The organism is Thioclava sp. IC9 (genome assembly GCF_002213225.1).
GTDB classification, from domain to species: domain Bacteria; phylum Pseudomonadota; class Alphaproteobacteria; order Rhodobacterales; family Rhodobacteraceae; genus Thioclava; species Thioclava nitratireducens.
This window is the reverse complement of the sequence record NZ_NBNX01000006.1, coordinates 95,422-109,737: the sequence shown is the minus strand read 5'-3', so window position 1 is coordinate 109,737 and position 14,316 is coordinate 95,422. Positions and strand designations below refer to the sequence as shown.

Annotated in this window: 15 protein-coding genes; 6 read left to right on the top strand and 9 right to left on the bottom strand. The window is 63.8% G+C overall.

The annotated features are described in order from the left end of the window. Positions 1-20: 20 nt before the first annotated feature. From B6V76_RS15620 to B6V76_RS15610, 3 genes are read right to left on the bottom strand one after another with little or no spacing between them, the layout of a single operon-like run. Positions 21-518 (bottom strand): hypothetical protein, encoded by a 498-nt coding sequence (locus tag B6V76_RS15620; RefSeq protein WP_088727885.1) that lies wholly within the window; start codon positions 516-518, stop codon positions 21-23. Beyond that, entirely contained in the window at positions 511-828 is a 318-nt protein-coding gene (locus B6V76_RS15615; RefSeq protein ID WP_075775845.1) for a rod-binding protein, read from the bottom strand. Before B6V76_RS15615 ends, B6V76_RS15620 begins: the two co-directional genes overlap by 8 nt. Beyond that, positions 828-1,985 (bottom strand): flagellar basal body P-ring protein FlgI, encoded by a 1,158-nt coding sequence (locus tag B6V76_RS15610; RefSeq protein ID WP_077701085.1) that lies wholly within the window; start codon positions 1,983-1,985, stop codon positions 828-830. The genes B6V76_RS15615 and B6V76_RS15610 overlap by 1 nt, the downstream gene beginning before the upstream one ends. A gap of 152 nt (positions 1,986-2,137) precedes the next feature. On the opposite strand from B6V76_RS15610, the gene B6V76_RS15605 reads away from it, so the two are divergent. Beyond that, the gene (locus B6V76_RS15605; RefSeq protein WP_088720407.1) at positions 2,138-2,890 is read left to right on the top strand and encodes a response regulator transcription factor; all 753 of its coding nucleotides are present in this window, start codon (positions 2,138-2,140) and stop codon (positions 2,888-2,890) included. 9 nt (positions 2,891-2,899) lie between these two features. On the opposite strand, the gene B6V76_RS15600 is transcribed toward B6V76_RS15605, so the two are convergent. The 4 genes from B6V76_RS15600 to B6V76_RS15585 form a co-directional block, all read right to left on the bottom strand. Then, the gene (locus B6V76_RS15600) at positions 2,900-3,967 is read right to left on the bottom strand and encodes a flagellin (RefSeq protein WP_088727884.1); all 1,068 of its coding nucleotides are present in this window, start codon (positions 3,965-3,967) and stop codon (positions 2,900-2,902) included. Positions 3,968-3,979: 12 nt separating this feature from the next. Beyond that, positions 3,980-5,392 (bottom strand): flagellar hook-associated protein FlgK, encoded by a 1,413-nt coding sequence (flgK, locus tag B6V76_RS15595; RefSeq protein WP_088725591.1) that lies wholly within the window; start codon positions 5,390-5,392, stop codon positions 3,980-3,982. 27 nt (positions 5,393-5,419) lie between these two features. Continuing rightward, a complete protein-coding gene (locus tag B6V76_RS15590; RefSeq protein WP_075775841.1) occupies positions 5,420-6,718 on the bottom strand; it encodes a flagellar hook protein FlgE in 1,299 nt (432 codons plus the stop codon). Positions 6,719-6,850: 132 nt separating this feature from the next. Continuing rightward, positions 6,851-8,632 (bottom strand): hypothetical protein, encoded by a 1,782-nt coding sequence (locus tag B6V76_RS15585; RefSeq protein WP_088727883.1) that lies wholly within the window; start codon positions 8,630-8,632, stop codon positions 6,851-6,853. Between the two features lie 141 nt (positions 8,633-8,773). On the opposite strand from B6V76_RS15585, the gene flgF reads away from it, so the two are divergent. The 5 genes from flgF to B6V76_RS15560 are packed head-to-tail and all read left to right on the top strand — an operon-like array spanning position 8,774 to position 12,198. Beyond that, positions 8,774-9,511 (top strand): flagellar basal-body rod protein FlgF, encoded by a 738-nt coding sequence (gene flgF, locus B6V76_RS15580; RefSeq protein ID WP_088727882.1) that lies wholly within the window; start codon positions 8,774-8,776, stop codon positions 9,509-9,511. A gap of 23 nt (positions 9,512-9,534) precedes the next feature. After that, positions 9,535-10,320, top strand: coding sequence for a flagellar basal-body rod protein FlgG (gene flgG, locus B6V76_RS15575; protein ID WP_075775839.1), 786 nt, complete (start codon positions 9,535-9,537; stop codon positions 10,318-10,320). A 4-nt stretch (positions 10,321-10,324) separates the two neighbouring features. Then, positions 10,325-11,002 (top strand): flagellar basal body P-ring formation chaperone FlgA, encoded by a 678-nt coding sequence (gene flgA, locus B6V76_RS15570; RefSeq protein WP_088727881.1) that lies wholly within the window; start codon positions 10,325-10,327, stop codon positions 11,000-11,002. Next, on the top strand, positions 10,999-11,754 hold the full coding sequence (gene flgH, locus B6V76_RS15565) for a flagellar basal body L-ring protein FlgH (protein ID WP_346426013.1): 756 nt from the start codon (positions 10,999-11,001) through the stop codon (positions 11,752-11,754). Before flgA ends, flgH begins: the two co-directional genes overlap by 4 nt. 9 nt (positions 11,755-11,763) lie before the next feature. Then, positions 11,764-12,198 (top strand): hypothetical protein, encoded by a 435-nt coding sequence (locus tag B6V76_RS15560; protein WP_141104933.1) that lies wholly within the window; start codon positions 11,764-11,766, stop codon positions 12,196-12,198. A gap of 38 nt (positions 12,199-12,236) precedes the next feature. Here B6V76_RS15560 and B6V76_RS15555 read toward each other — a convergent pair whose 3' ends face one another. Both B6V76_RS15555 and B6V76_RS15550 read right to left on the bottom strand, forming a co-directional pair. Then, entirely contained in the window at positions 12,237-12,911 is a 675-nt protein-coding gene (locus tag B6V76_RS15555) for a flagellar hook assembly protein FlgD (RefSeq protein WP_166504613.1), read from the bottom strand. A 10-nt stretch (positions 12,912-12,921) separates the two neighbouring features. Beyond that, on the bottom strand, positions 12,922-14,307 hold the full coding sequence (locus tag B6V76_RS15550; RefSeq protein ID WP_088727878.1) for a flagellar hook-length control protein FliK: 1,386 nt from the start codon (positions 14,305-14,307) through the stop codon (positions 12,922-12,924). Positions 14,308-14,316 lie beyond the last annotated feature (9 nt).

Genomic DNA, 14,316 nt, shown 5'->3' with positions numbered 1-14,316 from the left:
GGTTAACGTTTGGCCGAAACCTAGAATTCCTTATCGATGTGCATCTGTGGACCATCCTGTCCTGTGACCGGTTTGCCACTCTTTCCATAGAGACCGTCGAGGCTGTGCCGGTTCCGGATTTTCTCGATCTCGCGCACGATGTCCCGGGTCGCGTCGGACATCCGCGACAACAGAACGCTATTGTCCTGCACGGCGACCTTCAGCTGGCGGAGCTTCTCGCGAAGTGTGGGCGCGGCATGCTCAGACGCCTCCAGAAACGGCTCGATCACAGGGATCTTCAGCTCGATCCGCTTCAGAAGGTCCGCCTTGCGATCATAAAGCTCCGTGACGCGGTCGAGATGCCCCGCACCGACCGCCGCGATTTCCTCATGCAACAGATCGAGCGTCGCATCGATATTCGCCTCGAAAGCGGCGAGGTTGGCGTCGTCCTCCTCGGTCAGGACGGGCCCGTCGGCGGAGATATCGTCGCGCCGGGCTTGCATCCGCTTGCGAAAACGCGACGGGGTTTCTTCAGCCATGATCTTCTCCGTTCGAAGTATAGGCGCCGATCATCCGCTCGACGCTTTGCGCGATTCCGGTCCGGCCCGAGGCGGCGATCTCATCCGCGATGCCGCGCGCGAGGAAGGACTTCCACATCTCCTCGGCGTGGCCGCCATCCAGCCCGCCCATCTTCACGGTCTTCATCATCTCACCCACGGCCTGCTGCAGGAAGGTCGCCTCGAAATTCTTGGCGATCTCCTTCGCGTTCTGCGACTTCGCACCGGAGGCGGCAGGCGCCTTGAGCGACGCAGCCGAGAGAAATGGCTTCGACGGACCGAGCGGGTTCATCAGATAATCTCCAGATCGGCATGAAGCGCGCCGGCGGCTTTGATCGCCTGCAGTATCGAGATGGTTTGCCGCGCGCCGACACCGATCGCATTGAGACCGTCGACGAGGTCCTGAAGGCTGACATCACCCCCTTGGAGCACGCTGAACTGAGTGTTGCGCTCTTCGACCTGCACATCCGTTTCGGGCACCACGACCGTCTGCCCGATGGAGATAGGCTTCGGCTGGCTGACCGCGTAGCTTTCCTTGACCTTCACGGTCAGCCCGCCCTGGCTGATCGCGACCTGATCGATCCGCACATTGGCGCCGATCACGATCGTTCCGGACTTCTCGTCGACCACTACTTTCGCCACGGAGTCGGGCGTGACGGGGAGGTTCTCGATCATCGCCAGAAGCTCCGGTACACCATATTTGCCCTTCGCCTGCACTTCGATCGTGGAGGGGTCGAGCATCTGCGCGGTGTTGTGGCCGAGCTTGTCATTGATCACCCCTGCGACCCGGGAGGCCGTCGTGAAATCCGGCTCGCGCAGGGAGAGACGCACCGAGTTCATGGAGTTCAATTCGAAATCGATCTCTTTCTCGACGATTGCGCCATTCTCCATGCGCGCGACCGTGGGCACACCGTCCACGATGCTCGCCGCGTTGCCCTTCGCGCTGTAGCCTGCAACCGAGATCGGCCCCTGCCCCACGGCGTAGATCTCACCGTCGGCGCCGACGAGCGGCGTCACGATCAGCGTGCCCCCCCGCAGGCTGTCCGCATTGCCGAGCGAGGAGATCGTCACGTCGATCGTCGAACCACGGCGGGCGAAGGGCGGCAGCTTGGCAGTCACCATCACCGCGGCCGTATTCTTCGTCTTGATCGCATCGCCGGAGAGATTGCCGACCCCGAGCCGCTCGAGCATCCCCTCGATCGACTTCTTCGTGAACGGGCTGCCGTTGAGGGTGTCGCCAGTCCCGTTCAGGCCAACGACGAGACCGTAGCCCACGAGCTGGTTCTCGCGCACGCCTTCGAAACTGGCGATGTCCTTGATCCGGACCTGTGCGGTGGCCGGGATCGCGCTGAGCACCCCCGCAAAGACGGAGAGCGCGACGAGCGCTCCGCGAAACCCGGCGCAAGAAAGCGACGCCCGACGACTTTTTCGGCACAAGGCAGCAAGCATAGTTTCCTCACGTCACCGACACATTTCATTAAATTAAAGTAAAACGCGAATAGTGTCCAATATAAATCGGTACTATTCTTGACTAATCCTTTGTGGCAACTTAGCGTGAGCTTGCCGCTTGTGCGAGAAACTTGCCCGGGATGGAGACCTGTATGAATATTTACGTCTTTGAGCCTCGCGATGGCCGTGTTCGCGGCCTGCTCGGCGAGCTGGAGAGCGTTGGGTTGCAGCCCGTCCTCATCCCTGCGTCCTTCTTCGCGTCCGATCTCAGCACGCTAAACCAGAAGGGGGTCGACACGCGGGCGATCCTGATCGGCGACTGCCCCGAAGTGACCGATTACATCCGGGCCATCCGCAGCTGCGGCTGCCGCAACCCGGTACTGGTGATGCGGGACTTCAAGAACTCGCGCGACGCCTCCGAGGCGCTCGATGCCGGGGCAGACGATGTCATGGTCAGCCCGATCAAGGGGATCGAGGCGCTGTCGCGGATCAACTCGATCATCCGGCGTTCCTATGGCCACGCCGCCGAGAGCATCAGCGTCGGCGAAATCACCGCCTTCTTCGACGGGCGCGACCCGCTTGTCTCCGGTGTGCGGCTGAAACTGTCGAACCGCGAACACGCGATCTTCCAGCACTTGGCACTGAACGCGAACAAGGTGATCGCAAAGGGCGCGATCTATGACGCGGTCTACGGGATGAGCGACGACCAGCCCTTCGACAAGGTGATCGACGTCTATATCTGCAAGCTGCGCAAGAAGATCGCCGACGCGGCCGAAAGCGGCCACCAGTATATCGAGACGGTCTACGGTCGCGGCTACAAGTTCAGCGAACTGGACAGCACGAGCGACGTGAAAATCGCCGCTTACGAGCAGACCGACTCGCGCCGCACGGTGGCCGCGCGATAAACGCGCGGCTCAGAGATAATTCAGGATCGACAGTTTCGACATCTGCGCGGCAACGCTGTAGCTCGCGTTGAGCTGCGTCTGGAGTGCCGTCATCCGCGTCGCGGCCTCATATGGATCGACCGAGACATAATCCGACAGCCGACTGTTGAGCACCGCATCCATCGATTGCTGCTGCGTCAGCTTGATGTCGAGCCGCTTCTGCTTCGCACCCAGGGCGGTCTCGGAATTGCGCAGCCCCTCTACCCCATCGCTCAATGCTTTGACCCCGGCCGCCACCCAGCTTTTATAGGCATCCCGATCCGTGATCTTCGAGACGTCGGTCGAGGCGAAGAGTGCGAGCCCCTTGATGATGTTGCGGAATTCGGGATCGTTCGCCTGCATCCCGTAATCAAGCGTCTCGCCATCCCCGATCAACGCCGACTTGCGCGCCGCTCCGCTCGTCGCGTCGCCCTTGAAGAAGGTAGAACTGAAGCGCTTGGCCGGATCGGCATTGCTGTCGTCGAACACGCTGTCGATCTGCGACAGCATCGCCGCCGCCTGGGTCGCATCCGCTGGGCCACCACCGACGATGCCCGCCAGGACATCCTTTGCCGACAGGCCCGTCGCACCATTCGCCACGTCATAGCCCCGCAGCGCGGGCTTGTCCGACGCGACGCCGGAGAACAGGTGCTCGCCGTCGAGCGAGATGTTCAGGCTCGTCATGATGGTATCGAGCGCCGCGCGGGCGCTTTGCTGCAGGGTCGCCGCCGCGGCGCCGGGTTGCTCGAGGTTACCGACGGCGAGCCCGAGCACATCCTGCGCGGCCCCGCGCGCCGTCGACGCGCTCGATGCAATCATATCGAGCTTGCTTCCGAGGAGCTTGTTCGAGGTGACGTAATTCGAATTTGTGGTCGCGCGATCTTCCAGAGCGAGGACGAAGGCCGATTTCGCCCCCATATCCGCGTAGACATCGGATTTGCGCCCGGTCGCGACCTCGTCGCTCGTGCGTTGCAGCTCTGCCGTGGTGCGGTCGACCGAGCGGCGCGAGATGATGCTCATCTGCAGGGTCGACAGCGAATTCCGGATCAGGGGGATCATCGTTCAGTCTCCTCAGACGGCGGCGAGCAGCGTGTCCATCATCTTCATGACGGCGGTCATCATTTTCGAATTGGCGGCGTAGCTTTGCTGAATCGTGATCAGCTTTTGCATCTCGTCATCGATATTCACGCCCTGAATGCTCTGACGCGTACCGTTCACGGTTTCAGCGGCGGTGCGGGCGGCAGCGAAACGCTCCTGCGCGCGGGTGCCCTCGAACTCCTGCGCGGAGATCATGCTGCTGCCGTAGTCGCGCAACGACAGGGACGCCGCCAGCCCGGTGTCCGGATTCGCCGAAAGCGGGGCGTCGAACATCGACACAAAGGCCTCGATCTGGGTCGAATCCCCGGCCGCGCCCGGCGTGGTCGCACCGATCCCGTCGCGCAGTCGCGACAACTGCCCGCCCTGCGCAGGGTCCACGGCTGCGCTCACGGCGATCCGTCCGGCAAGCCCGTCGAGCTTCGCGGGATCGTAAGCCGCACCAGCGTCAGTAAAGAGACCCGCCTGCCCCGGAGCGAGCGAGGCATCCGCCCCCTCGAACCCTTGCACGAGGCCGCGCGCCATCTCGTCGAGCTGAAGCTGGAAGCGCGGCAGAACATCCTTCTTCACCGCGAACAGCCCGGCAATGCTGCCATTCTGGAAGCCGCGCGCGTCAGTTGTTTCCGGGGTGATCTCCGTCTTGCCCGCGAACAGCTTTCCGGCCACCTTGTCATAGGTGACGTAATTTGCCTGATCGCCATCGACGAGCGGCGTGCCCCCCGCGGTGTAGAGCGTGGCCCGCCCATCGGTGGAGCGGCGCACCTGCATATCGATCAACTTCGACGCCTTTTCCACCAGAACGTCCATCTGGTCGCCGAGATCGGCCGCGCCGAGCGAGCCGGGCTGCGCATCCGAGATCTGCTTGTTGAGCGAGGTGATCTTATGCAACGTCTCGTTGAAATCGGAGACGTCGTACTTGATCTCCATATCAACCTCGCCACCGATCCGCGCGAGCATGTCGCTGCTCTGGTTGAGCGACGTCACCATCTCCTGCGCGGCGGAGGCCACTCCGTTCTGCGCCGCGTTGTTGCCAGGATTGTTCGCCAGCGCGATCATCGAGCTGCGCAGGTCGGTCAGCCGATCCGCGGGCGACAGCCCATCGCCCGGCTGGCCGAGGGTCGCGGTATATTCGCCCACCGCCTCGAAGATCGCCTGCTCGCGCGCCATGGCAGAAGAATGCTGCCGATACATGCGGTTGAGCGAGGCGTCGACGTCGCGCCGCGCCTCGCCGGTCTGCACGAGGCCGCCCGAGATAGTGACCTGCGGCAGTTCCTTGCGCACATAGCCCTCGGTGCTCGCATTCGCGATATTGCGCGAGGTCGCTTCCGACTGCATCTGCGCCGCGCGCAGACCGCTCGTGCTCGCTTGGAGGGCGCCCGTCAGGCTCATGGGTTTACTCCGTTCTCAGCGTGACGATCAACGTTTGAGACGCGTGGTCTCGTCGAGCATCTCGTCCATCGTGGTGACGATCTTGGCGTTGGTGGAATAGGCCCGCTGGGTGCGGATCAGATCGCTCAGTTCCTGCGCGATATCGACATTCGACCCTTCGAGCGCACCCGAACTGATCGTGCCCACCGGACCCTCGTTCGCCTTGTGGATCGTGTAGGCGCCGCTGTCGCGGGTCAGACGATAGGCGTCGCCGTCGATCTCCTGCATGCCGTTGGGGTTCTCCACATGGGCGAGCGGAATCTTGTAGAGCGGCTGGCGCTGCCCGTTGTCGAAGATTCCGTACATCGTGCCGGTATCGTCGACTTCGATCCGGGTCAGCGCGCCGGACGAGGAGCCGTCTGCAGTGAACTTCTGGGGCGTGAAATCGCCAGCGAACTGGGTGATCCCGTCGAAGCTGTTCAATGCGCCGAGCCCGATCTCGATCGGCTGCGTGGTGCCGCCGTCATTCATCGTCAGGCTCATCACGCCCGTGGTCGTGTCCATCGAGAAAGCGCCGGGGGCCGTGGCGAGGTTGGTCACTCCGGAATAGCTGATCGGCGCGCCGGCATTGGCACCGCCGGGGGCGAAATCGACCGTCACCTGACCATAGGGCACGCCGTCACCATCGGAGACAGTGATGTCCCATTGGTTCGGCGTCGAGGTCGGCTGCCACGAATATTCGAGCCGCTTCACCGCCCCGAGCGGCGTATAATATTGCGACGAGGAGGTGAAAGGCGCGCCCGGCGTCGCGTTGCCGGTTTCCTGCGAGGGAAGATTGCCCTGCACCCCGATAGAGGTGGTCGCCTTCGCGCTCAGCGTGGCGTCCGTGACGTTCACCGTCTTCAGACCGTTGAAGCTGTTGCCGTCGATCGTGGCAAGTTTGACGTCCGTGTAAGGATAGCCGGACAGGAAGTAGCCCGCCGAATTGACGAGGTTGCCGTTCTCGTCGGGCTGGAACGAGCCGGCGCGCGTCATGACGTAATCGGATTGCACGCTGGTATTGGCGTTGCTGGACACGACGAAGAACCCGTTCCCGTTCACCGCGAAATCGGTGGGCGAGTTGGTAGGGATCACCGCACCGCCATTCTGCAGATCAGAGGAGACGACGGCATTGACCCCGGATGGCGCGTTGAGCCCGCCGGTCGGCGTCATGGTCACCATCTGGGCAAAGCTGCGCTTGTAGCCCGTGGTGTTCGCATTCGCGATATTCTCGGAAATCTCGCCAACGGCGACGGAGTTCGCATTCAGGCCGCTCACACCGGTCTGCATTGCGCTCGAAATACTCATGGTTTTATCCTCTCATGTCCGAAGAGAAAGGGGTCCTATCCAGGAGATAGACGAGTGATGTTTCACTGAAGTTAAAAATATCCGCCGTTTTTCTTTGGACTCGCGTCAGGGGCCAATGCATAGCAAAGATACCTAGCCTCCTGCCCGCTTCGCCTCCGCCCCGACCATCTCGATCGCGTCACCGGCGTTGCGCAGCCGATCCCGCGCTGCGGCGTCCATAAGCGGGGTCAGTTTGGCGGGCTCGGCCAGCAGGCTTGCGACGAGCTTGTTCAGGTCCTCCCGCCCCGCGAGACGGGGGAAAACCTCTGCGACGCTGCGGGCCGTGGTCAGGTCGCCGGACCGGTAGGCAGCCAGCAGCAATTGGACCGCATCGGTCTCCGAAAAATCACCAGAGGCCGTCTTCCACAATGCGCGATAGGACCGCGTCGCCGCTGACCAGTCGCCCTTCTTCCAATGGAGCTGCGCCTGCAACCGAAGATGGTCGATCGATTGCGCGGTGACCTTGGTGTCCAGGGCCGCATCGGTCTTTCCGGCCTCGGCCAGAACGCGGGCCTGCAGCGCGTTGAACTGGTTCAGCTCCTGCGCGTCGGCGGGACGCTCGGAGGCCTCCAACACCTTGGCGGCACGCGCGAATTGCCCGCCACGGGCAAGCGCTTCCGCCTCGCGAAGCGCAAGATAGGCCATCCGGTCCTGCGACACCGCCTCGGGGTTATCTTTGCGCTGCACGCTGAGAGCCTCTCGAATCTTGCGATATTCCGACGAGGCTTGCGTCGTGGCGCCCAGCTCCAGCAGACGATCCGCGAATTGCTCGGCATAGGCCTGGAAATCGGCGCGAGCCTCGTAATAGGGCTCCAAGCGCTGATGGCCTGCGGTGAAGGCGGTGAGCGAGATCTTCCCCGCCGCGCCTTTCGCATAGAACGCCTTGAGCAACCGATCCGCCGCCTCTGCGGCCGTCCGCGCCTGCGGGCGGTCCGGGAAACGGGTCAGGATCTCGCCATAGGCGATCAGCGCCTCCACATCGCGACCGCTCTTTTCCCCCAGATGCGCGCGCTGTTCGAGGGCCTGAAGATCGAACCGGTCGCCGCGCCACGCAAGATTGGCCTCGGCGAGCATGGATAAACCTTGGTCCGTCGTGAGCGCACCCTTCGCAAGGCCGAGATCGACCAAAGCGAGCCGCGCCCGCTGAGCGTATCGATCCCGCCCCTTCGCTGCTTCACGATAGGCGGCATAGGCCTTCTCCGGATGATGCGATTGCTCTGCCACCCGCCCGATGAGGAAGCTGTAAACCGGTTGGGCCTTCAACTCGGGATAGCTGTCGAAATCCCGGCTCAGTCGCTCGGCCAGCGCCCATTGCTTGACCGCGATCGCGCCTTCCAGAAGCGCGGGCAGGCAGGCCTCCACGAAAACGGGCGGATAGGCGGGCAGCCGGTCCGCCGCACCCGCGAGGTTCCCCTCGAGCTCCTCCGCGTCGCCCTGCGTGATCGCATTCAGCGCCGCCCAGAGGTGATAATCCTGCCAGTTCGCCCAATCCGCATTGGGCAAGAGTGTGCCAGACGGCACCCCCACCCCTTCCATGATATCGAACCCAGCGGCGATCGCGCGCCAGTGGGCCTGTTCGGCGGGGATCAGACCGTCAGGCATCTCGTCGCCCAGCACCGACCGCCCCTCGGGCAACATGACATGCGCGAGATAGAATTCAGCCAGATTGAGCCGCGCGACCGCGCGCGACGGCCCGGGCTCGGCCGCGGCGAAACCTGCGGTGAGCACATCGCGGTCCGCAAGGAAGCCCGCCTGAGTGTATTGCGCGAAATCGAATGGTGGCGGCGCAGGTATGGCCTCCGCCGCGGCGGGGCCGCACAGAAGACAGAGCGCCAAAACGCCGCCCATCAAGGGGAAACCGCCTCGCAATTCCATCACCTCTTGCCCAAACGCGCCATAATTCCTTCCCTCTTTAAAGAATAGTATTGATTATTCCAAGAAGAGCAAACATTATTGACCGGAAATCGGCAGCAGTCCAAGCAAAGCCACAAGTTCTATTCGCGCGGGCGGACATTCATGGATAGCTCAAATTACGTCTCCCTATCCCTCGCCTCGACGCTGTGGCGCAGTCTCGACATCTCCGCCAACAACATGGCCAATGCCAACACGGCCGGCTTCAAGGCGGAGCGCTCGCTGACCGAGAGCTTCGAGTCGAAGGGCAATGCCGGGGCCGAGGATGACGTGAGCTACGTGCTCGACAAGGGCTCCTATCTCGACGACCGGCAGGGATCCCTCACGAAAACCTCGAACCCGCTCGATGTGGCGCTGAACGGCGATGGCTGGTTCGCCTACCAGACGCCGGCGGGCCAGACCGCTTTCGGGCGCGACGGCCGGCTGACCGTCGACCCGCGAGGCAATCTCGTGACGCTGTCGGGCAATCGGATACTCGACCGGGGCGGCGCGCCGATCGCGATCCCGCCGGGCGAGGAGATCACCATTTCCCGCGACGGCACGATTTCGGGGCCGAATAGCGGCACGATCGGCACGCTGGGCATGTTCGCCGTACCCGACATCCAGAGCTACAGCCGGCTGGGTGGAGGCCTCTTTGCCGCGCCCGGCGGCGCCGTACCCGCCTTTACGCCATCCGAAACGACGCAGGTCGCTCAGGGCTTCATCGAGGAGAGCAATGTCCAACCGGTGGTCGAGATGACCCGGATGATGGACATCCAGCGCTCCTATGAGCGCGCGGTGAAGTTGATGGATGAACAGAACAACCTTCGTCAGGAAACGTTGCGCAGGCTTGGCAAAGTCTGACCGGCGCGAAAAGGAGCTGAACCATGAGAGCACTTGGAATTGCCGCGACGGGGATGCTGGCCCAGCAGACCAATGTGGACGTGATCTCGAACAACATCGCGAACGCGAACACCACCGGCTACAAGAGCACCCGCGCCGCATTTCAGGATCTGGTCTACCAATCGCTGCAACGCGAAGGCTCGCTGACCTCTGCCGACGGGACAGCGCGCCCTGTGGGCGTGGATATCGGCCTCGGTGTACAAAGCGCGGGCGTGGTGCGGCTCAACACCCAGGGCGGGCTCGTCCAGACCGAGAACCAGCTCGACCTTGCAATCGACGGCGGCGGCTATTTCACCCTCAACATGCCCGATGGCAGCCAGGCCTATACGCGGGCGGGTACATTCCAGCTGAGCCCCGAGGGACAGATCGTGTCCCTCGACGGCTACGAGGTCGCGCCCGGGATCAACGTCCCGGCGAACACCACGAATGTCGAGATCAACCAGCAGGGCCTCGTGATGGCTTATGTCGGCAAGGACCCGACCCCGGTCCAGATCGGCCAGCTGACGATGGCGACCTTCGTCAACGAGGCGGGGATGAAACCGCTGGGCAACAATCTCCTGCAGGCGACGACCGCGTCGGGCGATCCGACCGAGGCGCTTCCGGGCGATCCGGGCGTGGGCATCCTGCGTCAGGGTTATCTCGAAAGCTCGAACGTCAACATCATCCAGCAGATCACCGATCTGATCTCGGCGCAGCGCGCTTACGAGATGAACTCGAAGGCCATCGAGACGGCCGACCAGATGATGTCCACCTCGAACCAGATCAAGTGATGCCATGAGCCCGAAATTCGCCTCTGCGACTGCCGTTCTCGCCACGCTCTTCGCCGCGCTTCTCGTCGCCCCCGCGAGCGCCGAATCCGTGCGCGTGCTGATCGCCGAGAAGGCAGCGCAGTCCTGGGGCCTCGAGATGCCGCCGAGCGGTCATTTCGAGATCACGCTGCAAGACAGCGCCCCCGGCGACGCGGAGATGATCAGCGATTTCTGGATGGATCGCTCCACGGGGCAGTTTCTCGCGAATGTGGTCGAGGCCTCGGGCGACGTGCGCCGCCTCGGGGGGCTTGCACTGCTGAACGTGCCCGTTCCGGTGCCGACGCAGCAGATCCTCCCCGGCGCCATCCTGTCGGGCGATGATTTCCAGATGGTCGACCTGCCCTATGGCCAAGTCGGCGCCTATGCCGTGACACAGCTCGACCATCTAGCCGGGATGCAGGTGCGGCGGGTCTTGGCGCGCGGGCGTCCGGTGATGAGCCAGTCGATCATCGAGCCGGTCATCATCTCGCGCGGCGACCCGGTCTCGATCGAATATTCGAAAGGCGCCATGTCCCTGACCGCACCCGGCAAGGCGATCTCCGACGCCCATGCCGACCAGTCAGTGCGCGTGGTCAATCTCGTGAGCAACAAGATTGTCGAAGGCATCGCCAAGCCCGACGGCAAAGTGGAGATTCAGAAGTGAGACATCCGTTCTACATCCTGCCGATGCTCGCACTGGCCGCCTGCGGTTCCGGCACGGCCTTTGAGCGCGACCCGAAAGTGAGCGACATGGTGGTCGATGGCGACACGATCCCCGAGGTGAACCGGGTGAGCGTGCCGATGCCGCCGCTCGAGCCCACGCGCATTCCGCAGCGGGCCGAGGCCGCGTCGCTCTGGCAGACCGGCTCCACCGGCTTTTTCGGCGATCAGCGTGCCGACAAGGTGGGCGATTTGCTGACGGTGGATATCAACATCAAGGACGAGGCGCAGCTTCAGAACGCGTCCCAGCGGAGCCGCGACGGCAGCCAGAGCGTCGGTTTTCCGACCTTCCTTGGCTATGGCGGCAAGATCGCCAAGATCCTGCCCGGCGTCAGCGCGAAGGACTTGCCCACCGGCAGCAACATCGTCGATCTCAGCTCGCAATCGACCTCCAACGGCAGCGGCTCGATCAAGCGCAACGAGACCATCAGCCTGAAGGTCGCGGCCCTCGTGATCCAGAAGCTTCAGAACGGGAATTTCGTGATCGCGGGACGCCAGGAGGTGAAGGTCAATCACGAGCTGCGCGAATTGCGTGTGGCCGGGATCATCCGTCCGGAAGACATCCGGATGGACAACACCATCCCCTACGAGAAGATCGCCGAGGCGCGCATTTCCTATGGCGGGCGCGGCCAGATCAGCAAGGTGCAACAACCCCGCTACGGGGAAGACGCGCTCGACGTCGTCCTCCCCTACTGATCGTCTCCGATGCCGCGCTGGAGAACACTCGTACTGCTTGTCGTGGTGGTGCCGATCGTCGCGGCGGGGCTGGGCTATCTGGGCGGAAGCCAGATCGCACCGCGACCTGCTGCCCCAGAAGCGCCGCCCGAACCCGCGCCGCGTGACGTCGCCTTGGGGCCTGTCACGGTGCCGGTCTACCGGGCGGGTACGATCAGCTATTTGAGCGTCGACGCAACACTGGTGCTGAAGGGACACGGGCTTCCCGATGGCCCCGCGCTGGTGCCGAAGCTGCGCGACGAGACACTCGACCTTTTGAGCAAGCTCGCGGATAACCGGATGTTCGATCCCGATATGGTCAAACCCGAGGACCTCGCCACCCTGCTAGAGCGCGGCCTCGCGGACCGAGTACCCGGCCTGCAAGCGGCCAAGGTGAACAGCGCCGAGCCGTTCAAGCAGGGATAGGAAGCCTCCCATCACGGATCGCGCCCGGTGCAGGCGTTTCAGCCCGACACCGCGACGATGAGCGAACTCGGCACTTCCTCGCCATTGCGAAGAACCAGCGATTGCCCCTGCGAAGAGAAGCGCACCTGCTCCACCTGCGTGCTGGGATAGGTGTCATACGAGACCGCATTGCCATCGGCGTCCTGCGCGTCGATCTCGACCCGGAACGTGTCATCCGGCACCGGCAATCCCGCAGAATCGCGCCCGTCCCATTTCAGCGCGATCTTCTCGCCCGCCCGTCCGGGCAGGCCAGTAATCCGGCGCAGTTCGGTCCCGTCTTCCGTCTTGATGACCGCGGTCACCTTGTCGGCGGGTGCGGCAAGCTCGTAGCTGGTGCTGGCCTGACCGTCGCGCAACTCGATCCGGTCGGAGGCGAGCGACACTGTCTTGCCCATTAGGGCCACATCCGACATCGCACCCATTGCGCTCAGCTTGGCATCGATGGTCTTGAGGTTGGTATTGGTCTGCACCGTTTGCTCGACCTGACTCAGCTGCGCCAGTTGCGAAACGAATTGCGTGGAATCCATCGGCTTCAGCGGATCCTGATTTCGGATCTGCGCCGTCAGAAGCTGCAAGAAGCTGTTGTAATCCGCCGAGATCTTGGACTGCGCCGGGTTCGCCTTGGCGTCGGCCGCGGTCGCAGCGGGATTGGTGCTTGTCGGAGAGATGCTCATCGGTGGCTCCTCAGGTCCTGATATCCAGTTGTCCGTCGAGAATGGTGGGCTGCCAGTCGGCGCCCAGCACGGGGATGTCTTCATCTGCGGCAACATGCGCGCCGGAGGCGCGCTCATCGCCCCGTTCGCCGTGACCGCCGAACTGCTCGAAATCGAGCGCGCCGCTATCCATCTGCAGTCCCTGCCCGGCGAGGATCGCCGCCAAGGTCTCGCGATCGCCGCGCAACGCACTCAGCACCGCCGGGCTCTCGGCGCGCACGACCACGTTGACCTGACCACGCTTGTCGCGCTCCACGTCGATCTCGATATCGCCGAGCCCGCGCGGGGTCAGCGCCACGCGGGTGCGTCCTTCCTGCAGATCCGCGCGCCGAAGCTGCGTCGCGACGAAGGCCGCGAAGCGCGGCGAGGGTTGGGCCGCCGTCTGCGCCGATTGAGCAGCAGCGTCGCCGCGCGCAACGTGACTGGCGTCATGCTGCGTGAGCCGCGCCACCGCGGTTTCGGGCAAGACGCCTGCACGGGCGGCCTCGGCAAGAAACTGGGCGGGCTTGGGGTCGCCCTTGCTCTGCGCTGCAGGCAGAACCGCGGCTTGCGCCTCGACCTTGCCGGTGTTCGTGGCGCCGTTGGCGGCAGCTTCCAGCACGGCGCGCACCCGCGGGTCCATGTCGCTCTGCTGAATCTCCGCCGTGAGCGGCGCTGGAATCACCCCGGCAAGCCCCTGCGGAACGGCGATGATCGCCTGCGCCTGCGACTGCGTCTGCGTTGCCTCAAGCTTCGGCTGTGCCGCCGGAGAGGATAGATTGCCAGCAGAGTGCGCGGGCATGCGCCCCGCTACCGACGGGATCTGCGCACCACCCGTTTGCGGCGATGCCGTCCCAGATGGCTTCGCTTGCAGACCGAGCGAGACCAGAAGGCTCGCGAAGACCGCGTCGATCGTGTCGCTTTTGTCGCTCGCATGATCCGAGGCGGGCTTTGCCCCCGCGCCGTCAGTTTGCAGCCGCATACCTTCAAGTGCCCGCATCAAACCTTGCTGCAGCTTCGTGCCATGCGCCGCGTCAAACTCCGCGAGGACCGTAGCCAGCGACGCGCCCAGCTTTTCGAGCACCTCGCTCATCGACTTGCCCTGCGCCAGCTCTGCCAGCGCGCCGTCGCGAACCGTTTGCAGCTTGCTGGCCAGCTCGGCCTGAAGCGCTGGATTGTCGGTCAAGGCGGACGCTGCGCCTGCGCCAGCCTCCGGCGTCGCGGCCGCCGTGGCAGCCCCCACGCCCGAAGCTGCAAGCCCATCCGCCGGCACGCCCTGCACGAGCGATCCGAAACCGGTCCCCTCTGTCGCGGATTTGCGCCCGGTGCCTGCGGCCGACGCCGTTACCTTCAACAATGTCGCGGCTATCGCGTCCATCTCATCACC